The organism is Actinomadura sp. J1-007 (genome assembly GCF_009793335.1).
GTDB classification, from domain to species: domain Bacteria; phylum Actinomycetota; class Actinomycetes; order Streptosporangiales; family Streptosporangiaceae; genus Spirillospora; species Spirillospora yumaensis.
In genome coordinates this window covers 1,396,385-1,418,193 of sequence record NZ_WING01000001.1, presented here as the reverse complement: position 1 = coordinate 1,418,193, position 21,809 = coordinate 1,396,385, and the positions used below count along the sequence as shown (strand labels likewise).

Annotated in this window: 21 protein-coding genes, 1 tRNA gene and 1 pseudogene; 9 read left to right on the top strand and 14 right to left on the bottom strand. The window is 72.6% G+C overall.

What is annotated here, in order from left to right:
* Nucleotides 1–85: 85 nt before the first annotated feature.
* Entirely contained in the window at nucleotides 86–262 is a 177-nt protein-coding gene (locus tag GEV43_RS06415; protein ID WP_160819889.1) for a DUF397 domain-containing protein, read from the bottom strand.
* 99 nt (nucleotides 263–361) lie between these two features.
* Between GEV43_RS06415 and GEV43_RS06410 the strand changes: the two genes are divergently transcribed.
* Nucleotides 362–511, top strand: coding sequence for a hypothetical protein (locus tag GEV43_RS06410; protein ID WP_160819888.1), 150 nt, complete (start codon nucleotides 362–364; stop codon nucleotides 509–511).
* 202 nt (nucleotides 512–713) lie between these two features.
* Here GEV43_RS06410 and GEV43_RS06405 read toward each other — a convergent pair whose 3' ends face one another.
* From GEV43_RS06405 to GEV43_RS06395, 3 genes are all read right to left on the bottom strand, one after another.
* Nucleotides 714–1,055, bottom strand: coding sequence for a hypothetical protein (locus GEV43_RS06405; RefSeq protein ID WP_160819887.1), 342 nt, complete (start codon nucleotides 1,053–1,055; stop codon nucleotides 714–716).
* A 410-nt stretch (nucleotides 1,056–1,465) separates the two neighbouring features.
* The gene (locus GEV43_RS06400; RefSeq protein WP_160819886.1) at nucleotides 1,466–1,648 is read right to left on the bottom strand and encodes a DUF397 domain-containing protein; all 183 of its coding nucleotides are present in this window, start codon (nucleotides 1,646–1,648) and stop codon (nucleotides 1,466–1,468) included.
* Nucleotides 1,633–2,421, bottom strand: coding sequence for a helix-turn-helix transcriptional regulator (locus tag GEV43_RS06395; protein ID WP_160819885.1), 789 nt, complete (start codon nucleotides 2,419–2,421; stop codon nucleotides 1,633–1,635). The genes GEV43_RS06400 and GEV43_RS06395 overlap by 16 nt, the downstream gene beginning before the upstream one ends.
* Nucleotides 2,422–2,542: 121 nt before the next feature.
* Here GEV43_RS06395 and GEV43_RS06390 point away from each other — a divergent pair, with 121 nt between their 5' ends.
* Nucleotides 2,543–2,938 (top strand): ATP-binding protein, encoded by a 396-nt coding sequence (locus tag GEV43_RS06390; RefSeq protein WP_160819884.1) that lies wholly within the window; start codon nucleotides 2,543–2,545, stop codon nucleotides 2,936–2,938.
* A 33-nt stretch (nucleotides 2,939–2,971) separates the two neighbouring features.
* Here GEV43_RS06390 and GEV43_RS06385 read toward each other — a convergent pair whose 3' ends face one another.
* The 3 genes from GEV43_RS06385 to GEV43_RS06375 all read right to left on the bottom strand — a co-directional run bounded on the left by GEV43_RS06385 (nucleotide 2,972) and on the right by GEV43_RS06375 (nucleotide 7,448).
* Nucleotides 2,972–4,402, bottom strand: a complete 1,431-nt coding sequence (locus GEV43_RS06385) for a threonine/serine exporter ThrE family protein (protein WP_160819883.1) — start codon at nucleotides 4,400–4,402, stop codon at nucleotides 2,972–2,974.
* A 296-nt stretch (nucleotides 4,403–4,698) separates the two neighbouring features.
* A complete protein-coding gene (locus tag GEV43_RS06380; RefSeq protein ID WP_241682806.1) occupies nucleotides 4,699–5,370 on the bottom strand; it encodes a CHAP domain-containing protein in 672 nt (223 codons plus the stop codon).
* A gap of 959 nt (nucleotides 5,371–6,329) precedes the next feature.
* The gene (locus tag GEV43_RS06375; RefSeq protein WP_160819881.1) at nucleotides 6,330–7,448 is read right to left on the bottom strand and encodes a serine hydrolase; all 1,119 of its coding nucleotides are present in this window, start codon (nucleotides 7,446–7,448) and stop codon (nucleotides 6,330–6,332) included.
* Nucleotides 7,449–7,874: 426 nt separating this feature from the next.
* On the opposite strand from GEV43_RS06375, the gene GEV43_RS49515 reads away from it, so the two are divergent.
* Nucleotides 7,875–8,852, top strand: coding sequence for a hypothetical protein (locus GEV43_RS49515; RefSeq protein ID WP_241682805.1), 978 nt, complete (start codon nucleotides 7,875–7,877; stop codon nucleotides 8,850–8,852).
* A 543-nt stretch (nucleotides 8,853–9,395) separates the two neighbouring features.
* Here the strand turns inward: GEV43_RS49515 and GEV43_RS55875 are convergent.
* Both GEV43_RS55875 and GEV43_RS06365 read right to left on the bottom strand, forming a co-directional pair.
* Nucleotides 9,396–9,842 (bottom strand): annotated as a pseudogene (locus GEV43_RS55875) (O-antigen ligase family protein); the annotation flags it as partial.
* Between the two features lie 643 nt (nucleotides 9,843–10,485).
* A complete protein-coding gene (locus tag GEV43_RS06365; RefSeq protein ID WP_160819879.1) occupies nucleotides 10,486–11,631 on the bottom strand; it encodes a hypothetical protein in 1,146 nt (381 codons plus the stop codon).
* 110 nt (nucleotides 11,632–11,741) lie between these two features.
* Between GEV43_RS06365 and GEV43_RS06360 the strand changes: the two genes are divergently transcribed.
* Complete coding sequence (locus tag GEV43_RS06360) at nucleotides 11,742–12,416, top strand: hypothetical protein (RefSeq protein ID WP_160819878.1); 675 nt, start codon at nucleotides 11,742–11,744, stop codon at nucleotides 12,414–12,416.
* Between the two features lie 93 nt (nucleotides 12,417–12,509).
* Here the strand turns inward: GEV43_RS06360 and GEV43_RS06355 are convergent, their stop codons facing one another.
* From GEV43_RS06355 to GEV43_RS06340, 4 genes are all read right to left on the bottom strand, one after another.
* On the bottom strand, nucleotides 12,510–13,802 hold the full coding sequence (locus GEV43_RS06355; protein WP_160819877.1) for a nucleotide sugar dehydrogenase: 1,293 nt from the start codon (nucleotides 13,800–13,802) through the stop codon (nucleotides 12,510–12,512).
* Nucleotides 13,803–13,806: 4 nt separating this feature from the next.
* Nucleotides 13,807–14,580: a WecB/TagA/CpsF family glycosyltransferase gene (locus tag GEV43_RS06350; RefSeq protein WP_175249994.1), complete on the bottom strand. Its 774-nt coding sequence runs from the start codon at nucleotides 14,578–14,580 to the stop codon at nucleotides 13,807–13,809.
* 11 nt (nucleotides 14,581–14,591) lie between these two features.
* On the bottom strand, nucleotides 14,592–15,746 hold the full coding sequence (locus GEV43_RS06345; RefSeq protein ID WP_206681079.1) for a hypothetical protein: 1,155 nt from the start codon (nucleotides 15,744–15,746) through the stop codon (nucleotides 14,592–14,594).
* A 423-nt stretch (nucleotides 15,747–16,169) separates the two neighbouring features.
* Nucleotides 16,170–17,060: a hypothetical protein gene (locus GEV43_RS06340; RefSeq protein WP_160819876.1), complete on the bottom strand. Its 891-nt coding sequence runs from the start codon at nucleotides 17,058–17,060 to the stop codon at nucleotides 16,170–16,172.
* Between the two features lie 272 nt (nucleotides 17,061–17,332).
* On the opposite strand from GEV43_RS06340, the gene GEV43_RS06335 reads away from it, so the two are divergent.
* Nucleotides 17,333–18,799 (top strand): sugar transferase, encoded by a 1,467-nt coding sequence (locus GEV43_RS06335; protein WP_309239482.1) that lies wholly within the window; start codon nucleotides 17,333–17,335, stop codon nucleotides 18,797–18,799.
* Between the two features lie 129 nt (nucleotides 18,800–18,928).
* Here the strand turns inward: GEV43_RS06335 and GEV43_RS06330 are convergent, their stop codons facing one another.
* Nucleotides 18,929–20,146, bottom strand: coding sequence for a cytochrome P450 (locus GEV43_RS06330; protein WP_160819875.1), 1,218 nt, complete (start codon nucleotides 20,144–20,146; stop codon nucleotides 18,929–18,931).
* 80 nt (nucleotides 20,147–20,226) lie between these two features.
* On the opposite strand from GEV43_RS06330, the gene GEV43_RS06325 reads away from it, so the two are divergent.
* The 4 genes from GEV43_RS06325 (at nucleotide 20,227) to GEV43_RS55865 (ending at nucleotide 21,725) form a co-directional block, all read left to right on the top strand.
* Nucleotides 20,227–20,880, top strand: a complete 654-nt coding sequence (locus GEV43_RS06325) for a TetR family transcriptional regulator (RefSeq protein WP_206681078.1) — start codon at nucleotides 20,227–20,229, stop codon at nucleotides 20,878–20,880.
* A 32-nt stretch (nucleotides 20,881–20,912) separates the two neighbouring features.
* Nucleotides 20,913–20,986 (top strand) — tRNA-Met (locus GEV43_RS06320).
* 386 nt (nucleotides 20,987–21,372) lie between these two features.
* Entirely contained in the window at nucleotides 21,373–21,654 is a 282-nt protein-coding gene (locus GEV43_RS55870; protein WP_375539032.1) for a DUF3054 domain-containing protein, read from the top strand.
* Nucleotides 21,600–21,725: a DUF3054 family protein gene (locus GEV43_RS55865; protein WP_375539031.1), complete on the top strand. Its 126-nt coding sequence runs from the start codon at nucleotides 21,600–21,602 to the stop codon at nucleotides 21,723–21,725. The genes GEV43_RS55870 and GEV43_RS55865 overlap by 55 nt, the downstream gene beginning before the upstream one ends.
* Nucleotides 21,726–21,809: the final 84 nt, after the last annotated feature.

The window sequence follows — 21,809 nt, the reverse complement described above, 5'->3', positions numbered from 1 at the left end:
CCCCCACGGGCGACCACGTATGGCTGGACCGCCCCGGCGACACCCTCTGACCGTCGTTCCACCCGGGAGCAGCTCCCAGCCGCCGCTAACGCTTGATGTCGGCGGCGAGCGCGCGGAACGCCTCACGGCTCAGCAGCAGACGTGGTCCGTCGGGGTCCTTGCTGTCCCGTACGCCGACTCCTGCCGAGAGGGCCGCCACCTCGACGCACTCGGCGCCTTGGTCGTTGCTACGACTCGCCTTGCGCCAGATCACAGTGTCCATCGGGCCATCGCCTTCTCGATGAGGACGCGCGATTCGTTCACGCTCGGGCTGCGCGCCTGCATCGCTGCGAAGGCGCTGCTGAATTAGACGATATCGGCATTGGGTGAGGACATCCTGTCCGGTGCCGGACTCGACCGCACCGTTCCCCAACTCGTCGTCACCGGCTACGCCGTGGACATGGAATTCTGGGAGGCCGGAGCCGGGGCGGGCTGCTGCCCGCCGGAGTGCAGCTCACCAGGTGGCGGGTGAAGTAGCGAAGGGTACGCATGCGTAGGGACTGGGCCGATCTGTCCGAGGCGTTGCGGAACGCGATCGAGGAGCGGATCGGTCCAGTCGGCAGCGTCCAGCCTGCCTCTGCGGGCAGGAACGCGGACTTCACTTCCACGCTGCGCACTTCGCAGGGCAGGACGTTCGTCAAGGCCGCGCAGAGGTCCACCGACCAAGACGGCCCTCAGGTCCGGTCACTCCGCAGGGAGGCCACGTTCGCCTCGTACATGTCCGAGTTCGCCCCCGACTTCTGTGGCACTTCGAGGCCGGCGGGTGGCTCGCGCTTGGATTCGAGCACGTGGACGGACGCCACGCCGATTATTCGCCCGGCCCTCCTGACCTTGACCTCGTGGCCGAGACCGTTCACGGACTCCAGAGCAGACCTTGCCCCGAGGCAGTGGAGATGAAGGTGGAACGGCGCTGGGAGAAGCTGACAGACGACGTGTCGCCGATCGCGGGCGACTCCCTGCTCCACACGGACCTGAACCGCGCCAACCTGTTGCTCACCTCCGATGGGCGTGTGCACGTCGTTGACTGGGATTCGCTTCGCGCGGGGCTCCATGGGTGGAGATGGGGCAGATCATTCCCTGGCTCATCCGGGCAGGACACAGCCCCGCCGAGGCGGAAGAGTGGGCCGCGCAGTTCCCCGCCTGGTCCAGTGCCGACCCCCGTGCCATCGACCTGTACGCGCAGGTCTCGGCGGAACGTTGGAGACGACACAGCGCCGCTGACCCCACACCCCAGGCCCCGCGCTACGTAACCGTTGCACAGCAATGGGCCGCCCACCGCCTGCGAGGCCACAACGGCAGGGTCCAGTTCGTCGTTTGAGGGGACACCGTCCGTGGGTTCACTTTCTCGCCCATTGCTCGGACGCGACCCAACGACGCCGACCCTTGCGCGCGGTCGGCTACACGGAAGCTCGTACCCAGACGCTCGCTAACGCTTGAGGTTGGCGGTGAGTGTGCGGAACGCGTCGCGGCTCAGCAGGAGGCGGGGGCCGTCGGGGTCCTTGCTGTCTCGTACGCCGACTCCCTGCGGCAGCGTCGCTACCTCTACGCACGAACCGCCGGTGTCGTTGCTCCTGCTCGCCTTGCGCCATTGGGTTACGTTTCCGTCCATCGCTCCAACGCAACCTTCCGTATGAGCTCTCGGGAGTCGTCGGCGCTCAATGCCCGTGCCTGCAACAGCGTGAACGCCTTCACGATGTGCAAGATATCGGCCCGGTCGCTCGACGTGTGTCCTCCCACCGAGGTTTCCAGGTAGAGCAGTTCTGCCCCGTCCTCCTGCGTGGCGAGATCGAAGGAACCGCTCACGCCACGGTAGTGGGCCGTGGGTGCGATTTGCAGCGTGACGTTCTCCCACTGCGACACTTCCACGAGGTAGTCGAGCTGTTCGCGCATGAGTTGCGGGCTGCCGACCTGGCGGTACAGCGCGGCCTCGCCGAGAACGAGGCCGATCGTGGGCGGATTCTCCGACTTCAGGACCGCCTGCCTGCGCATTCGTCCTTCGAAGTCGTTGTCATCGAGCAGGAGCGTGCGGGCGTATGCCTTGGTCTGGAACAGGCCGAAGACGAAGGTCTCGTGGTATGCGCGGAGGAGGACGGCGGTGGCTTCGGCGGCGGGGTAGTCGCGGAAGAACTTGGGGTACGCGGCGGAGCGGAGGATGTCGTCCCAGAGGTCGGCGAGGGCCGTTCCGGACGAGAACACCTTGTCGAGTCGTTCGGCGAAGTCCTTGCGGCAGCGGGTGATGCCGTTCTCGACCTGGGCGATGTAGCCGCGCGTCACGCAGGCGCGTTTGGCGAGTTCGAGGCGCGTGAGTCCGGCCTCGATGCGCAGGCGGGTGACCTCGGCGCCGAACGCGATGGTCTGGGCGGTGGGCTTGCGTGGAGCCATGGGGGGACACCTCTCTGATACCGCGTGCTACCGGCTTTGCTGTGGCTTCGCGATGCACCTTCGACATTACTCGTCGTGCTCGATTCTGTGCGTGGAGTAATGGACATTCGGAGGTGATCCCGTGCCGGAGCCCGCGACCATCGTGATCAAGGCTCATCCGCAGGCGATCAAACAGGTGCGCGATTTCGCCGCCCTCGTGTTCGGCGATTGGGGGCTCGAAGACCACATCGCGAGAACGGTCGTCACTGAGTTGGCCACCAACGCGATCAAGCACGGGTCGGCCGAGGGCGATCCGGTCGTCGTTCGCGTTTATCGACGCGAGGACGGGTGCCCCGTACTGGAGGCGTGGGACCGCTCCGACGCGCTGCCCGTGGCGCGCCCGTTCGACCTCACGCGGGAGTCCGGGCGGGGGCTGCTGTTGATGGGCGCGCTAGTGCGGCGGTGGGGCACGCGTCCGCTGGCCGAACGGGGCAAGGTCGTGTTCGCCGAGCTGGAGCCGACCCGGGCGCCGGACTAGCGGGACGGGAGCGTTGCCGGGGGCGTTGTGGGGTCAGCGGTGGGGGACGGGGGTGTGCTTGCGGTCGTGTCCGTGCTGACCGTCCACCTTGGCCTCGGTCTTCGCGCCCAGGATGTTGCCGAGGACGACGCCCGCGCCGATCGCCGCCGTGGTGACGAGGGCGCTCAGCAGTCCCCGTCCCGCGCCCGGCGCGCCCGCGGTGTAGTCCGAGAGGCTCCGGTAGACCGACGAGGCCGGGAGCAGCGCGCCGGTGACGCCGGGGGTGACCAGGGCCGCCGCGGGGATGCGCAGCCACGGGCTGAGCTGCCCGGCGACCGTGCCGAGCACGATCGCGGCCAGCAGGACGGCCATCGGCGGCGGCAGGTGGAGGATGCCCGCCCCGGTGAGCCGTACGCCCATCGCGAGCACGCCCATCAGCGACGCGAACGGGATCAGCCGGGCCACGCCGCCCATCGCGATCCCGTTGGCGGCGGACCCGACGGCCGCCGCCAGCAGGGCGAGCAGCACGGGGAGCCCGACGAACTGGGCCTGCTGGGTGTTGCCGATCGCGTGCGAATCGCTCGCGAGGACGCCGACCGCGCCGACCGCCGCGCTCAGCGAGACGAAGGCCAGCACGACCCTGATCAGGCGCGACGCCGCGGTGAGCTCGAAGCCCGTGATCGCGTCCTGCGCGAGGGACACGATCGACAGCGTCGGCAGCAGCAGCACCAGATTGGCGGCGGTCGTGCTCGCGGCGGTCTGGCCCTGGACGAGCCCGCCCTCCAGCGCGAGCACGCCCAGCCCGACGACCACCGCCGCCTGCACGAACGTCACGTAGTAGCTCGGGATGCCGCCCCGCGGCAGCGCCCAGCCGAGCCGGTTGCTGATCACGAGGACGGCCATCGCCGCGAGCGTCCCGGGCAGGGTGCCGTGCGCCTGGAGGCTGATGGACGCGGCGAGGACCGTGCTGCCCGCCAGCATGGCCCACCACGGCCACACGGGCGCGAGCCGCCTGATCCGGTCCAGCTCCCGGCTCGCGTCGCGGCGGTCGAGCCTGCCCTTGGTGATGTCGTCCACCAGGCGGTAGATGGCGTGCATCCGCCGCAGGTCCCGGCCCTCCTCGGTGCGCGCGACCTTCAGCATCACCACCGGCGTGCGGCCCGGCGGGGCGTACTGGAGGTGGACGGTGCGCCCGGCGATGACCAGCTCGATCGGCCCGAGCCCGAACGTGGCGGCGACGGCGATCAGCCCGGTCTCGATCGAACGGGTCTCGGACCCGGCGATGAACATCTGCTCGCCCAGATCGAGGAGGAACTCCATCGTCGCCCGCGTCTGCCGGGGGTCGAGCGACTCGCGCTGCGGCGGCAGCCCCTCGAACCGGCTCCCGGTCAGCAGTCCCACCAGCGACGGGTCCTCCGCCGGGGCGGCCTCCTCGGCGCGTCCCAGCAGGCGGCGCAGCCCATGCCGAACGCGCCCCTTGACCATGCCTCCCCTTCCGCCGGCGCTTCCCCTCCTCCGCGCCCGGCAGCACGAGTCTCCTGCCCGCGGAGCCGGAAGGCCCAGCGCGACGAGCCCGCCGAACGGGTCCTGGGCCGAATCATGGCCCCCCTATGGCCCGGACGCCGGGCGGCCTCCGTCCCCAGGCGCGCGCCGCGACGGCCCCGTCCCAGGGCCGTCTGGGCACGCCGTTCGGCGTTGCCGGGGGCTGGACATGCGAAAGCGGCGGCATCCGGTTGGATGCCGCCGCTTTCGTGAGGCCCCGGGGGGGACGGGGCGCAGGGTCACCGGTACTGCGGGTAACCGTAGCCCGCGACCTGCGAGGTCGGACGGACCTTCTGCTTCACCGCGTCGCCGGTGTTGCCCTCGATGGTCTTGATGGTGCCGTCGCCGTTGTCCTTGACGACGATCCCGACGTGGTCGATGTCGGAGATGCCGCCGCCGCCCCAGGCGAAGAACACCACGGCGCCGGGCTTGGCCTTGTCGCCGAACCGGCCGTGGTCCTTGAACCACTGGGCGTGGTCGACGGTGTAGGCGTCCGAGCCCATGCCCTTGGCCCCGGTCTCCTGGCCGAGCCAGGTGACGAACATGTCGCACCAGGACTGGCCCTTGTAGACGTCGGCGCTGGACGCGCCGGCCCGCTTGGCGTTGGCCTTGCCGAGGTCGGACCCGGCGTACCACTCGTTGAACTTGGTGTTGCCCGAACCGTCCTCGCTGATGCCCACCTGCGTGCGGGCCAGCTTGATGACGTCCTGGGCGCGGCCGCCCTGGGCGCCGGCCTTGGCGGCCTCGCTCCCGACGGGCTTGGCGTCGGCGGGCTTGCCGGCCGCCACCTTGCTCACGGCGGGCTTGCCCGCCACGGGCTTGGCGTCGGCGTGCGCGGCCTGGGCGAGCCCCGCCGCACCGGCGAGGCCGGCGAACGAGAGGACCGAAGCGGTCGCGAGACGGGTACCCAAGCGCTTGGTGGTGTCAGTGGTGCGAACGAACATGAGAAGGCTGCTCCTGGTTGCTCGGTCCGCCTACCGGCCGGCGCGCTCCAGGCTCGGGGCCCGGGCGGGCCGCACCGCTCCCCGAAGGGGGGTGAGCCCTGGTGGCGCTGGGTTTCCGGCTCCACACACTCGGTGAGGGGTGTGGGTCAGGCGGACAGACGGCCCCGGAAGGAGGGCGTCTTGGTGATCAGGTCGCGCCCCTCACGCTCAGATGGGGAGTGGGCGCCGCGGACGGCCTGTTCTCGCTGCCGTCACGGGTTGTAACGACCCCATCTCCTCCCATATTTCCCCCAAGCGCGGTCCAAACCACGTCACCAGCGGTAAGACAGGGCAAAGCCCCCTACGCGTAAGGGTTACGCACGGTCATACCAGCGCGAGAATCCTTCGTATCTCGCCCGCCCGCCCCCCCGCGCCAGGCCCTACTCAGCCGCCCCCGCGATGCGCGGGGGCGGCCAGGCCGAACGGGGCGCGGGTGCGTTCAGCAGGGCCTGGGGCTCGAGGTGCGTTCACCAGCGCCCGGGGGCCGGGGCGCGGGGTGCGTTCAGCAGGGCCTGGGGCGGGCTTGCTGGTGGCGGCGATTTGAGGAGACGCGCGGGATCTCCCGCGCGTCAGGCCGTCATAGCGCGTCCCCGCCCCCGGCCCGCGTAAGGGCGCGTTCCCGCCTCTGGTCCGCGTGAGGGCGCCTCCCCGCCCTGGTCCGCGTGAGGGCGCGTTCCCGCCCCTGGTCCGCGTGAGGGCAGTCCGGGCAAAGGGCGTGCCAGGGCAAGGGCGCCTCCCCGCCCCTGGCCGGGGTAAGGGGTAGGCCCGGGTAAGGGCTTGCCTGGGCAAGGGGTGTGTCCCAGGTGGAAGCCGAGCCTCCGGGAAAGCGCCGTGTCCTGGGGCTAGGGGCGCGAGGCGGGGGACGGGGAGGGGGAGGGAGGGGAGGGTCAGCGGGTGCGGGCTACCTCGGCGGCTACGGCGCGGAAGGCGGGGAGGGTCTCGCTCTCGTCCAGGTTGAGGAACGTGCTCTTGACGATGACCACGTCGTGCTTGGTGGAGACGTAGATGCTCTGGCCGCCGAGGCCGCTGGCGTAGTAGCCGTTCGACCCGTCGAGCCACCAGTGCAGGCCGTAGCCGGGGTTCGCGGGGGAGGGGGCGGTCGCCTGCTCGATCCAGGAGGCGGGGACGACCTGGCGGCCGTCCACCTTGCCGCCGTTCAGCATCATCTTGCCGAAGCGGGCGAAGTCGCGGTCGTTGGCGTAGACGCAGCAGTAGCCGAGGCCGTCGCCGTGCCCGTCGTTGCCGACGTAGGCGGTGGACGCCATCCCGGCCGGGCCCCAGATCTTGTCCTGCACGTACTTGTAGTACGGCACGCCGGTGGCCTTCTGGAGGACGAGCGCCAGGACGGCGGAGTTCATGCTCGTGTAGTTGAACCTGCTGCCGGGCTCCCAGCCGCGCTTGCGGTACGACGCGAGCTGGAGCGTGGACGCCCAGCCCATGCTGACCGACACGTGCAGCGGGACGTCGTCCACGGGCTCGTTCCACTCGATCCCGGACGACATGCGCAGCAGGTTCCGCAGCGACACGTCCCCGTAGCCGGACTTGGCCAGCTCGGGCAGGTACTCGGCCACGGTGTCGTCCAGCGAGCCGATCTTGCCTTCGGCGAGGGCGATCCCGATCACGTCGGAGGTGTACGACTTGGCCATGGACCACGACTGGAACAGGCTGTTCTTGGAGTAGCCGGCGGCGTACCACTCCTTGACGATCTTGCTGCCGTCCAGCACGACGAAGCCCTGCGCCGAGCGGTTCAGGAAGTCCTTGAGGGTGCGGGTCTGGCCGTTGACGGTGTAGGTGACGTCCAGATCGCGGGGCGCCTCGGTGAGCGCGGCCGGGGTGGCGGACGGCTTCAGCTCGTCGAACCCCGGCAGCATCGAGGCGATCGACGAGGCGGACGCGGGCGGCGCGGACGGGGCCGGGCGCGGGGCGGCTAACGCGGCGGGCGCGGGGGCGGCGACGCCGATGGTCAGCGCGGCGGCCACGGCCAGGGACAGGGATCTGCGGCGCATGGGGGCTCCAGGGGCGGGGGAGGTCGGGGCCCGCGCGGGGCCGGGGGTGCTCGCGCGGGAGGTCGGGGATGCCCGCCGGACCCGAAGTGAAGGGGACTTCAGAACCGGCGTAGCGGAGGCTAGACCTTGAGCGGCCGGGCCACTACGGCCGCAGGTGACAAGCATCCGGAGCCGACCTGTGCTCTCTGGAGCGTCCTCCCGCCCGCCATACCGCCGCGGGTTCGCCGGCGGCGGCGCCGACCGGCCGGAATTCCGGACGATCTTCCCGCGCGCCGGGAGGCGGGCGTGCGCATTCGGCGGTGGGGAGGGAGTGGCCGTTCTGACCATTCTGGCCTAACGCGGCCAATGGGGAATATCGACAAAAGGGAAATGGCAGACTCGGGCCCGTCGCTCCCGGCCGGGGAGACAGGCGCTCGGAGGCATCGCATGTACACGCGCACCGTGCTGGCGCTCGCTCTCGCCGGGGCGGCGCTCACCGCCTGCGGCGGCGACGGCAGGGAGGCGGCAACGCAGGGGAGCACCGGCACGCCGTCACGCATCGTGACCCCCACGCCCGCCGACGTCCAGCCGACGGGCGCGCCGCCGCTGAAACTCGACCTCGACCGCAAGAGCGCCTCGACGTCCGGCGGGGAGGGCGCGCAGGCGGCCTGGCCCAACTACTCGACGACCGGCGTCCCGGCGGGGCGCAGGCTGACCCGCACCGGGCCGCTGACCATCCGCAGGGACGGCGCGATCGTGGACGGCAAGGAGGTCCACGGCGAGATCAACGTGCAGGCCAACAACGTGACCGTACGGAACACCCACGTCGTCGGCGCGGGCGGCGACTGGGTGGTCATCCAGCGGCAGGGGTACGGCGGGCTGCGGATCGAGCGGACCGAGATCAACGGCACGCCGAAGGTCCGGTCGCAGAAGGCCGTGCTGAACTTCGGCGGCGCGCTCACCGTCCGCGGCGCGCGCATCCACACCGTCAGCGAGGGCGTGGTCACCCCGCACGGGCTGATCGAGAACTCGCTGATCATGAAGCTCAAGCACTTCCCCGGCGACCACAACGACGCGATCGCGTCCCCGTCCGGCCCGGCGGCCGGGCAGAGCCTGGTGATCAGGCACAACGTCATCCTCAACCCGCTCGGCCAGACCGCCGCGATCGCGCTCTGGCAGGACTTCGGCCGCGCCCACCACGCGACGATCCAGCGCAACTACCTGGCCGGCGGCGGGTACGCGGTGTACGGCGGGAAGGGCAAGTACGGCAGGCCGACCGACATCAAGGTCATCGGCAACGTGTTCAGCCGGAGATACTTCAAGAAGGGCGGCTTCTACGGCCCCGTCACCTCCTTCGACCCGTCCGGACGCGGCAACGTCTGGCGCTCCAACGTCTGGGACGACGGCAAGCCCGTACGCCCCTGACCACCAGGTCCGCCCGGTCCCCGCCCCGGTCGCCGTGCCGGTCCTCGCCTCGGTCGCCGCGCCGGTCCTCGCCCGCGCTCCGGCCGCGCCCCGCGCCGTTCCCGCCGTCCCGCCCGCTCGCGCCGTCCGACCCGTTCGCGTCGCTCGCCCCGTTCCCGCCGTCCCGCCCGCTCGCGCCGTCCGACCCGTTCGCGTCGCTCGCCCCGTTCCCGCCGTCCCGCCTGCCCGCGCCGCTCGGCCCGTTCGCGCCCTCCACGCCGCTCGCACCGGTCGCCTCGTTCGCCTCCGCGCGGGGGCGCCGGACGACACCTCGGGTGACTCGCGGGCCAGGCGCCACAGTGCGGCGCCGCAGCCGACCAGCAGGAACGTCAGGTTCGCGGCCATCGGGAAGCTGAACGCGTCGAACGTCCCGTAGGCGAACGCCGCGACCGCCACCGACGCCGCGAGGCACTGCGCGAGGTGCCGGGTCTCGGGGTCGCGGGACGCGCGCCGCGCCCCGCGCGCCAGGAACCAGCCGCCCAGCATCACCGCGAGCAGCGCCGCCAGCCCGACCAGGCCGGTCTCGACCAGCGAGCCGAGGTACTGGTTGTCGAGGATCCGGTACACCCTCGGCAGGTACGTGCCGAAACCCTGCCCGAACAGCGGCCGGTCGTGGACCGACCGCGCGACCGCCGTGTAGTCGTCGGTGCGCGCCGTGGTGCTGGAGTCGGAGCCGATGTTGAGCACCAGCTTGGAGACCGTCCCGATGAGGCCCGGCACGGCCGCCGACATGACCACCGTCCCGGCGCCGCCGACCACCAGGGACCAGAACCGCAGCCGTCCCGGCCACACCGGCAGCATGACCAGGCCGACGACGAGCAGCCCGAGGATCGCCGACCGCGACACCGTCATCGGGATCGTCACCAGCAGCACCAGGACCGGCAGGCAGCGCCGCGCCCGGCGGCCCTTCGGCGCGTACAGCAGGCCGTGCAGGGCGAGCGGCAGCGCCATCACGAGGACGACGCCGAGCTCGATCGGGTGCGTCGCGGTCGCCATCGGCCGGTTGAAGCCGTCCCGCGAGAGCACCGAGCTGAACTCGGTGTTGGCCTGCAAGCCGGGGAACGCCAGGTGGGACGCCACGTCCAGACCGGTGAAGAACTGCACGAGCCCGAGCACCCCGACGATCGTGCAGCACAGCACGAGCCGCCGCCGGACGTCCTCCAGGCGGTCCAGGCGCGTGATCCCGTCCGCCGCGAGCAGCGCGATCCCGACCCAGCCCGCCACCAGGATCAGGCCGCGGTCCGCGCCGTTGGTCTCCAGCGCCGGCAGGTTGCGGCCCATCGCCGCCGCGTACGAGGCGAGCATCGAGCACAGCAGGACCAGCATCACCGCGCGCAGCGGCTGGCGCCCGCGCAGCGGCGTGGTCGCCGGATTGATCATCGCGGCCAGGTACCAGAACAGGCACAGCACGGCCATCACGCCCGCGGGCGTGCCCGCCGCGCCGAGCGGCCCGAGCACGTACCGCGCGGGCAGCAGCGTCAGCGTCACGACGAACACGGTCAGCACCGTCGCCGGGTCCACGATCGGGTCCGCCGCCCGCCCGGCCGCCGGCGTCACCCCGCACCACCCGCGCGGCGGCGGCCGGGCGGGCCGGCTAGGCGTCGCGTTCCGACCATTGGCCGTCCTGGCGGCGGGTCCCCGCGCGGCGGGGCTGGTCGCGCGGCCCGCTCGGCACCTCGGGGCGGGTGGCGTCCGGGCGGCCGGTCTCCTGGCGCAGCGCCTCCAGCGCCTCCATGCGCTTGGCCCGGTCGCGCGCGCTCGCCTTGGGCCGCGGGCGTCCGGACTGGCCGTCCCTGGACAGCCCGTTCCGCGCGCGTGCCGGACGCTGCTGCTCCGCGGCCTGCCCGCCCTGCGCCTCCTGCTCGTACTGGACGGGCTGGGGGCCCGACTCGCGCGAACCCGTGGACGGCTCGGGCCGCCGGTCCGCGGGTGGCAGCCCGTTCTCCCCGGTACGCGTGGCCCGCCCGGCCGACGGCCCGTTCTCCGCAGGCGGGGGCCCGGCCTGCGCGGACCGGGGCGGCGGCGGGTACGGCTCGGCCTGCGTGCCGCGCGCGTCGTACGGCCCGTACGGGTCGGCGGGCTCGCCGCGTCCGCCGCGTCCGCCGCGTCCGGTGGCCGGTTCCGGCCGTTCCCGGTGGTGCCTGCGGGTCGCGAGCGACTCCACCGACAGCGGCAGCGCGACCGTCAGCGCGAGGCCCGCGAACAGGATCACCGCGATCGTGCGGATCTTGTCGGTGGCCTTGAGGTCGGCGTGCGGGGTGGACGACACGAACCGCGACTTGATCCGCGAGTACGGCGCGACGCCGCCGTCCGCCTGGATCCGCTCCAGCTTCTCGGGGATCAGCTTCATCAGCGCGACCAGCGTCGCCTCGGTCGTGCGGGCGTTCTCGCCGGTCACGTCGATCTGGAGGACGGGGCCGCTGGTGTCGGGCGGCACCGACACCAGGTACTCGGCGGTCAGGCCGCGCCCGCGCAGTTCGGCGGCGGTGCGCGCGTCCATCAGCTCGCGGCCGACGACCTCGGCGGTCACGGTGAGTGAGCCGTCGAAGACCAGCCACGGGTTGCCGCCGACCTCCTTCGCCTGGATCGGCGAGGCGAGGAACACCGTGGTCGCCTTCGCCTCGTAGCTCCACGGCAGGATCACCATCGCGGCGAGCACCCCGGCGCCGGTCAGCAGCAGCAGCGGGAGCGTCAGCAGCCATCTCCGGAGCAGGATGTTCAGCGAGTCGAGCAGGTCCACCGGCCCCCCATTTTCCCGCGCATCGGCAGAAAGCAGATAGCTGGAAATATCTCACCTATATCCCGAACAACGTGCCACCATATCGGGGACATGTGAACGGGGAGCGTCAGGTGACTTTTCGCGATTTCTTCGTCTCGGTCCGGCGCCGTCCGCTGGTGACGCTGATCATGGCCGCGCTCACCGGGCTGGTCGCGCTCCAGACCCTCGCGGCCGCCCCGTCGTACGAGGCGCGGGCCGTGCTGACCTTCCTGTCGCCGCAGCCGTCCTCCCGCAACACGTTCGCGACGTTCCCGCCGTTCCTGGTGCTGATGGCCGAGGTGTCGGCGCGCGGGCTCGACTCGCCCGCCGGACGGCGCGCGGTGCGCAGGGCCGGCGGCCGGGCCGGGTTCCAGGTCGCGCTCGCCAACCGGGGCAGCCAGGAGGTCCCGGTGCACGACCAGCCGTACGTGACGATCAGCAGCGCCTCCACCCGGCCGGCCGAGGCGCGGCGCACGCTCCAGGCGGTCGAGGACGTGCTGCGCGACGAACTGCGTCGGCGGCAGGTCGAGGCGGGCGCGCGGGGCCGGTCGGTCATCACCTGGCGGGTCACCGAGAGCACCCGCGACCCCATCGCGATCACCGGAATGCCGACGCGGCGGCTCGCCGCCATCCTGCTGATGGGCGCGATCGCGACCGTGTACGCGGCGGTCCTCGCCGACCGCCGCGCGCCCCGCCTGAACGCGCGGACCCCCTGGCCCCGGACGCGCCGCCGCCCCCGCGAGACCCCCGACCCCACCACCCCCTGACCCCGCCCGTACGGGACCGTTCGCGCGGGAACGGGCGCGCGGGCGCTCAGCGCGGGCGGGGCGGCGAGGGGGACGGCGGGGCTCACGGGGTTCCTACAGATGCTCGACCTGGGGGCCGGTCACCCGGCGGCGGCAGTCCAGGACGAGCCGCGCGTGCTCCACGACCGCGTCGTAGTCGAACCGGTCGTGGTCGGTGAGCAGCACGACCGCCGTCGCGCCCGCCAGCTCCTCCGGCGTCGCCTCGGCGCGGCGGACCAGGCCGTCCACCGGCGTCGGCTCCACCACGTGCGGGTCCACGCCGCGCAGCTCGGCGCCCATCCCGGCGAGGAGCTGCGCGATCCGCACCGCGGGCGACTCGCGGGCGTCGCCGGTGTTCTTCTTGTACGCCAGGCCGAGCAGCAGGATCCGCGAGCCGTTCACCGTCTGGCGGCGCGCGTTGAGCGCCGCCGTGATCCGCTGCACGACGTAGTCGGGCATGTGCCCGTTGATGTCGTTGGCGAGCTCCACGAACCGGAAGCTCTGGCCGAGCTCGCGCTCCACGTGCCACGACAGGTACGACGGGTCGATCGGCAGGCAGTGCCCGCCGACGCCGGGCCCCGGCGTGAACCGCATGAACCCGTACGGCTTGGTCGCCGCGGCGTCGATCGCCTCCCACACGTCGATGCCGAGCCCGCCGGCGAACATCGCCAGCTCGTTCACCAGCGCGATGTTGACGTGCCTGAACGTGTTCTCGACCAGCTTGGCCAGCTCCGCCGAACGGGTCGAGGACACCGGCACCGTGGTGTCCACGACCGTGTCGTAGAACGCGCGGACGGCGGCCAGCGACGCCGCGTCGATGCCCGCGACGATCTTCGGGGTGGTGGCCAGCGTCCACTCGGCGTTGCCGGGGTCGATCCGCTCCGGGCTGTACCCGAGGTGGAAGTCCGCGCCCGCGACCAGGCCCGAGCCGTCCTCCAGGATCGGGCCGACGAGGTCCTCGGTCGTGCCCGGATAGGTCGTCGACTCCACGACGACCGTCGCGCCCGGCCGCAGGAACCGCGCGAGCGTCCGCGCCGCCCCCTCGATGTAGTCCAGGTCGGGCAGGCCCTCGCGCAGCGGCGTCGGCACGGCGATCAGCGCCACGTCGAACCCGGCGAGGTCGCGCGGCGCCGACGTCGCCCGGAACCGCCCCGAGTCCAGGACGGCCCCGAGCGCCTCGGACGGCACGTCCTCGATGTACGACTCGCCCGCGGACAGCGACTTGACCCGGTCCTCGTCCACGTCGAACCCGACGACCCGGCGGCCCGTCTGCGCCGCCCGCACCGCGAGCGGCAGCCCGACGTACCCGAGGCCGACCACCACGACCCGTCCGCCCGCGCTCCGCGTCTCCTCCGCTCCGGCACTCACGGCGTCACTTCCTTCGCGGGGGCAGGCGGCGCAGCAGGAACTCGCGGCCGAGCATCAGCAAGAACGCGGTGTTGGTCGTCAAATACCGCGGCCCGAGCCGCATCGGCTCCTGGACGGCCCGGTAGAGCCACTCCAGCCCGTTGCGCCGCCAGAACTCGGGCGCGCGCCGCACCTTCCCGGCCAGCACGTCGAACGAGCCGCCGACGCCGTGCACCAGCGACGCGCCCGTCCGCTCGCCGTGGTGGTGGACGAACAGCTCCTTCTTCGGCGAGGAGGTGCCGATGAACAGCATGTCGGCGCCGGACGCGCGGACGGCGTCGGCGACGGCGGCCTCCTCCTCCTGGTCGAAGTAGCCGTTGCGGTGGCCCGCGATCCGCAGCCCGGGGTACCGCCTGCGGACGGCGGCGAGCATGTCCTGGAGGACGTCCTCGCGCGCGCCGAGGAAGTAGACGCTGTGCCCGTGCCGTTCGGCCTCGGGCAGCAGCGCGGTCATCAGGTCGATGCCGGCGACGCGTTCGGGCAGCGGCCGGTCCAGCACCCTGCCCGCCCACACCACCGACTGCCCGTCGGCCACGACGAGGTCGCAGCCCAGCACGGCCTCGCGGAGCCGCGCGTCGTCCCGCATCTTGACGATCTTGGCGGCGTTCACGCAGCCGACGCGGACCGCCGACCGCTCCTCCACCGCCTTGACGCACAGCGCGACGCTCTCCTCCAGCGTCAGCGGCGCCAGCCAGACGCCGAGGAAGCGGCGCCGTTCGCCGATCGTGTCGTCGTTCATCCCGCGGTTCCTCATGCGCCCTCCAGCCAGGCGAACAAGAGCCATCCGAGCTCGTACGGCCGGCATTCGCGGTCGACGGCGGTCGGGGGGAAGACCCGGTCGAGCCCTCCCAGCCGCCAGCCCGCGCGAACGCCGGTGCTGACCGCCCGCGCCCCCCGCACGGCCTTGCGGGGGTCGGACCTGGCGGTCTTGCGCCAGGTCACCCCGAGGTCGTCGTGGATCAGCGGGACGTCGGTCTCGGCGGGTTCGGTCATCCAGCGCAGCCCGCGCCGGATCGGGTCGAGGTGCGCGGTGCCGCCCGCGCGGGCGAGGTCGAGCAGCGCCATCGGCGCCATCGCGTGCTGGTGCACGCTGTAGACCGGGAACTCCTCCACGACGCCGCCCGTCCGCGCGTCGTAGTGCCACCACCACTGGCCGCCGGAGCCCTGCGCGGCGACGATGCGCCGCGCCGCCGCGTCCGCCGCGGCGACCGCCTCCTGGTCGCCGGCGCGCGCCAGCGCCTGGATCGGGTACACCTGGTCGGCGAAGCAGCCGACGTGCGCCCGGTAGCGCGGAACGAGCCCCGTCCCGCCGACCTGGTGGGAGAACAGGCCGCTCGCGGCGGCGCCGGCCAGCAGCCGCGCCCGCGCGCGCTCGAAGTGGCCGGACGTCTCCGCCTGGCCGCGGGCGGCGGCGAGCGCCGACAGCACCCAGGCCGCGTCCACCGTGAACACCGCGCGTCCCGTCCCCGGCGGATCCGCCTCGGCCAGGCGTTTCAGCGCGCGGTCCAGCCCGTCGTGCCGCGCGGCGGCCGCGGCCCATGCGATCAGCGCGACGTCGCCGAGCGAGGTCACGGCGGCCGGGCCGGACTCGTCCAGCAGCGCGACGAGCCGCGCGATCAGGTCCTCGACCGGCTCGCCGCCGAGCGCCGCCGCCCGCGCCTCCGGCGGCAGGGCGAGCACGCCCAGCGCGGTGATCGCGGCGTACCGGACGCTGCGCCCGGACGGCTCCGTCCGCCAGCCGCCCGCGCCGTCGGGCACGCCGCGCAGGGTGAACGCGAAGCCGTCGCCGTCCCGCATCCGGGGCAGGCCCGTCAGGGCCAGCGCCACCAGGCGGTCGACGAGGCCGCGGACCGCCGCGTCGCCCCCGGCGACGAGGTCCGCGCGCGGTGAGGAGGGATGGGACACACAGGCTCCCCCGAGTAGACCTGCGCAAGGCCCGCAGGTAGGCAAAGAGTCAGGACAAATCGTCCTCCCTAACTATGTGGATCGCGCGAGGGAAAAGAAGCGTTTGGGATGACCTTCTTAGGTCGGCGCACCGGTAAACCGGCCGACCCCCTCGGGCGTCCGGGCGAGGAAAACGTGCGCCCACCCAGATAAACACACGTTTACAACGTTGGCCTACCGGCGGGTCACAATGGCGGGAAGGCCGGAACCGGCCGTTCCCGAGAAGCCGACTCTGGTAAGCGCCGCCTTATCGACAGGGAACGGCCTTCTCCCGAAGGCCGGCCGTTCGGATACCGCGCGGAACGTTCAGGAACGGTCCCGGGCATTCACCTAGCGAACGCGCCGTCCGAGAGACCGCGGACGCTCCGGGAGACTTCCGGCGGCTCAGGAGACCACGGACGGGGAGAACGCGTTGCGGGCGAGCAGCCGCGGCGGGCCCGACCCGTCCGCCGGGACCGTCCAGACGTTCGTCGTCGCCCTGTCCACCCGCCCGTACATCACCGTGCGGGCGTCCAGCCAGGCCGCCTGGTCGTCCACGTTCGACGCCTCGGCGAGCGGCTCGTCCCGCATCGTCCGCAGGTCGAGCACGTGCAGCCGCCACGGCCGCGCCGCAAGCCCGGTCGCCTTCTTGTACGCGACGCGGCGGCCGTCGGGGGACAGGGACGGGCACTCGACGTTCGTGCGCAGCGTCCGCATCCGGCGCCCCGACACGCTGCCCTCGACCAGGTACGTCGTGCCCTTCGTCTTCACCGTCGCGTAGAAGCGGTCGTCGTCCGCCGCGAACGTCACGCCCCAGTAGTTCAGGTCCGCGGCGCGCAGCGGACGGCCGTTCCTGGTCAGCGCGAACTCCTCCAGGGAGTGCACCGTCGCGCCGGTGCGGGTGTCCATGATCCCGGTGGTGGTGGACATGTCCTTGCCCGCGTAGGAGTGCCCGTTCACGAACACCGTCCACGCCGCCATCCGCCCGCTCGCCGACACCCGCGTCCGGCTCGGGATGCCCGGCAGCGCGAACCGCCGCCGCTCCCGCAGGCCGCGGTCGAAGACGACCCCGAACAGCCGCGCCTTCGCCGTCCGCTCCATGCTCAGGCACAGGCCCGTCCCGCCGGCGAAGTACGCCCGCGCGCAGGACAGCGCGCTCGTGCGCCGCCCCGAGTCGGGCGCGCCGCGCGGCGCGGTCGCCACCATCCCGCCGCCCCGCACCGCCCCGGTGTTCCCGAAGAGCAGTTCCCCGGAACGCAGCGTGACGGGGCTCGCGGCCGGCCGATTTCCCGACACTCCCCGTTCCCGTTCGGTGGCGTGTTGTGCGCAGGAGGACGCGGCGAGGATCGGCGCGACCAGGGCTGCGGTAAAAGCCGGAATTCGCGCGCGCGTCAGAATGGCGATGGCGTCGATCGATCCAGCCGATACCATCCGGCGCCCCGCCGTCCAGATTCCCGGGTGACCGTTTGAGGACAGCGCGCCGGCGTGCTCGAAACCGGCTCTTGATTCGTCTCCCTATCCGGCGTGGAGTGATTTTTCGACGCGGGAATCATTCTGGGGGTAACGGGGTGGCGGGTCATCGGGGCCTCAAGGACATCGCGGGCGAGCGCCCGCTCGGCCACGCGCGCGGCCGCCAGGCCGTGCCGGTGCCGTGGGTCGCGGGCTACGCGCGCCGCGCCATGGCGGCCGACTTCACCTGCGGCGTCACCGCCGCGTTCGCCGGGTACGCGGTCCGCTTCGGCCCGGACGAGGCCGCGCGCTGGCCCAACATGGTGCTCGCCGTGGCCCTGCCGTTCGTGTGGGTGCTGTGGGTCGCCGCCGCCCGCGCGTACGAGCACCGCTTCTTCGGCACCGGCTCCGACGAGTACAACCGGATCTTCAACGCGGGCATCGGCCTCACCGCCGCCGTCGCGATCCTGTCGTACGCCACCAAGGCCGAGGTCGCGCGCGGCTACGTCGTGGTCGCGCTGCCGCTGCTCACGCTGCTCGACCTGTTCGCCCGCCGGGCCCTGCGCAGGCACCTGCACCGGTCGCGCGAGCGCGGCGAGTGCATGCGCCGCGTCGTCGCGGTCGGGCACCGCGACTCGGTCGCGGGCCTGATCCGCGAGCTCGGCCGCACCCCCGACCACGGCATGCAGATCGTGGGCGCGTGCCTGTCCGACGGCGGCGAGGGCGAGCCCTGGCACGTCCCCGTGCACGGCGGGCTCGGCGACGTCGTGCAGGCCGTGGACCGGTACCGCGCCGACACCGTCGCCGTGCTCGCCGGGCCCGACATCGACGGCCTCGCCCTGCGCCGGCTCGCCTGGGCGCTGGAGGCGTCCGGCACCCAGCTCCTCGTCGCGTCCGCGCTGATCGACGTCGCCGGGCCGCGCACCACGATCCGCGCGATCGCCGGCCTGCCGCTGCTGCACGTCGAGCACGCCGAGCTCGGCGGGACGCGGCGCTTCGTCAAGGGCGCGTTCGACAAGGTCGTCGCCGTGCTGATCCTGCTCGCGGCGCTGCCCGTGATGGCCGCGGTCGCGCTCGCCATCCGGCTGGACGACGGCGGGCCGGCGCTGTTCGCCCAGCGGCGGGTCGGGCGCGACGGCCTGCCGTTCCGGATGCTGAAGTTCCGCACGATGGTCGAGGACGCCGAGCGGCTGCGCCCGCGCCTGGTCGAGTCGCACGGCGGCACGAGCGTGATCTTCAAGATGCGCGACGACCCGCGCATCACCCGGGTCGGCCGGCTGCTGCGCAAGTACTCCCTGGACGAGCTGCCGCAGCTGTTCAACGTCCTGCACGGCGACATGTCCCTCGTCGGCCCGCGCCCCCCGCTGCCGTCCGAGGTCGAGCGGTACGGCGCGGACGTGCACCGCCGCCTCGTCGTCAAGCCCGGCCTCACCGGCCTCTGGCAGATCAGCGGCCGGTCCGACCTGGAGTGGGAGGACGCCGTACGGCTCGACCTGCGCTACGTCGAGAACTGGTCGCTGACCCTCGACCTGCTCATCCTCGGCAAGACCGCCGCCGCCGTCCTCCGCGGCGACGGCGCCTACTGACCCTCCGCCCGCCCCGTCCGGCCGTCCGCCATCGGCCACCCCCGCTGACCGCCTCTGGCCACCCCCACCCCAGCCCCCACACCGGCCCCCGCCCCCTGCGTTGGAACGGTGCGGGCGTCGTCGGACCGGTCAGCTCGCGTCGGCGCCGATGCCGGTGGCGGGGAGCGACACCCAGCCCCGCGTGAACGCCGAGGACAGCCGTTCGGCGCGGTCCAGGTCCACGCCGACGTGCGGGTGCGCGGCGAGCAGCTCCTCCAGCGCGACCCGGGCCTGGAGCTTGGCGAGATGCGACCCGATGCAGAAGTGCACGCCGCTCGCGAACCCGAGATGGCGCGGGATCTCCCGCGCCACGTCCAGCCGGTCGGCGGTCGGGCCGAACTCGCGCTCGTCCCGGTTCGCCGCCCCGTACATCATCATCACCTTCTCCCCGGCGGGGATCTCGACGCCGTGCAGGACGACCGGCGCGGTCGTCGTCCGGGCGAGGGCCTGCACCGACCCCTCAAGGCGCAGGAACTCCAGCAGCGCGTTCGGGATGAGGGACGGGTCGGCGGCGAGCCGTTCCCGCTGCCCGTGGTCGCCGTCCAGCAGCGCGACGCCGTGCGAGATCAGGTTGCCGGTCGTGTCGTTGCCGCCCGCGACCATCACGAAGCAGAACCCGAGGATGTCCCAGTCGGTGAGCCGCTCCCCATCCGCCTCCGCCGCGGCCAGCGCGCTGATCAGGTCGCCGGTCGGCTCCGCCCGCCGCGCCGCGACCAGGTCCGTGAAGTACTGGAACATCTCCGAGACCGCCTCGATCGCGCCCCCGGCGTTCAGCGCCTCCGCGCCGAACCCGCCGTCCTGGAACCCGACGAGCGCCGCCACCCACGGGTCGAACCGGGCCCGGTCCGCCTCCGGGACGCCGAGCAGGTGCGCGAGCGCGAACGTCGGCAGCGGCGAGGAGAAGTCGCGGTGCAGGTCCACCGGCTCGCCGTCCGCCGCCTTGCGCTCCATCAGCGCGATCCGTCCCCGGACGAACGCGCGGAGCAGGTCCTCCAGCGCCGCCGTCCGCCGGGGCGTGAACCCGTGGCTGATCAGCTTGCGCAGGACGGTGTGCCGCGGCGGGTCGAGCATCACCATCGTCGGCGCGAGCCCGAGCGTGCCGATCTCGTCCGGGAAGAACGTCAGGCCCTGCGCGGACGAGAACGCCGCCGCGTCCCGCACCGCCGCCCACACGTCGTCGAACCGCGACAGCGCCCAGAACGGCGGCTCCGCGTGCCGGTGCACGGGCTCCTCGTCGCGCAGCCGCCGGTACGCGGGATAGGGGTCGGCCTGGAAGGCGGGGTCGAACGGGTCGTAGACGTCGGTCATGGCGCGGCACCTTTCGGTAGTAGCGGCCGCTCGGGTTGTAACGACTCCCGTTATTAACGCCCCCTGTTAGTATCATCGGGGTGCCGAGAGACGCAAGGACCACCAGGGACCGCCTGCTGCGCGCCGGAGCCCGCCTCTTCGCCGCCGAAGGCGTCGACGCCGCCCGCACCCGCGACATCGTCGCCCTCGCCGGCCAGGCCAACGACTCGGCGATCACCTACCACTTCGGGTCCCGGCGCGGCCTGCTCGAAGCGATCCTCCGCGCCGGCGTCCAGCGCATGGAACCCGCCAGGACCGCCGCCCTCCCCGGCCTCGCGGGCGCCCGCCTCCCCGCCGTCGTCGCCGCCGTCGTCGAACCCACCGCCGCCGAACTGCGCACCGAAGAGGGCCGCGACTTCCTCCGCATCGTCGCCCAGGTCTCCGGCCACGCCGGCATCCGCAGCCACACCGTCCCCGCCGTCATCGAGGACACCGCCCTCGCCGCCCAACTCGCCCTCCTCGAACGGCACTGCCTCGCCCTCCTCCCGAAGCCCGTGGCCCTCGAACGGATCGCCGTCGTCATCTCGTTCCTCACCACCGCCCTCGCCGACCGCACCGGCCGCCTCGGCGCGGAGGGCGCCCGCGAGGACGACGGCACCCTCCTCGCCCACGACGCGTTCGTCGCCGACCTGACCGCCATGCTCACCGCCGCCCTCAGCGCCCCCGCCGCCGCGCCGCACAACCGGTTTGCCTAAGCCCCCGCCGCCCCATAGAGTTAAGACATCGCCGCGGGGTGGAGCAGTTCGGTAGCTCGCTGGGCTCATAACCCAGAGGTCGCAGGTTCAAATCCTGCCCCCGCTACTGGCTCGGGGCTCCCCTGGTCGCAAACCGTTGGTTTGCTTCCGGGGGAGCCATTCGCTTTTTATCGGGGGGGCGACCCCCCGAGCCCCCCGGCTGGGCTTCGCCCGCCGTGGCTTGGGTTTGTGGGCTCGGCTTCGCCATTGCTTGTGCCGGTTTCCGCGGGGCTTTGAGGGCTCGGCTTCGCCATCGCGGCTTGTGGGCTCGGCTTCGCCATCGGGTTTGTGGGCTTGGCTTCGCCTTCGCTGGTGCGGGTTTCCGTGGGGGTTTGAGGGCTCGGCTTCGCCATCGCGGCTTGGGGGCTCGGCTTCGCCTTTGCTGGTGGGGCTCGGCTTTGCCTTTGGGGGCTCCTGGGGAGGGGGGTGGCGGTGGGCTTTTAGGGTGGGGGTATGCGTAAGGGGTTGGCGTTGGGGCTGGATGTTTGTTGTGTGCTCGTCTTCGTTGCGATCGGGCGGTCTTCGCATGAGGAGGCGGGGAGTTTGGGGGGCTGGCTTGGACGGCTTGGCCGTTTCTGGTTGGGGTGGGGGTTGGGTGGGGTGTGTTTCGGGTTTGGCGGCGGCCGGTTGAGGTGGTGCCTTCTGGGGTGGGGGTCTGGCTTGTCGTCGTGGGGGCGGGGATGGGGCTTCGGATTGTCTCCGGGCAGGGGACGGCTTTCGCTTTCGTTCTTGTGAGCTTGGCGTTTCTCGGGGTGACGCTTCTTGGGTGGCGGGTCGTGGGGAGTCGGGTGCTGGGCGGGCGCTGATCTACGGATGACCGGGTGGTCTCACCTGTTGACGCGGACGCTGCCGCGCTGGTGAAGTTACCCGCGAGTCACGTACTGAAGGGG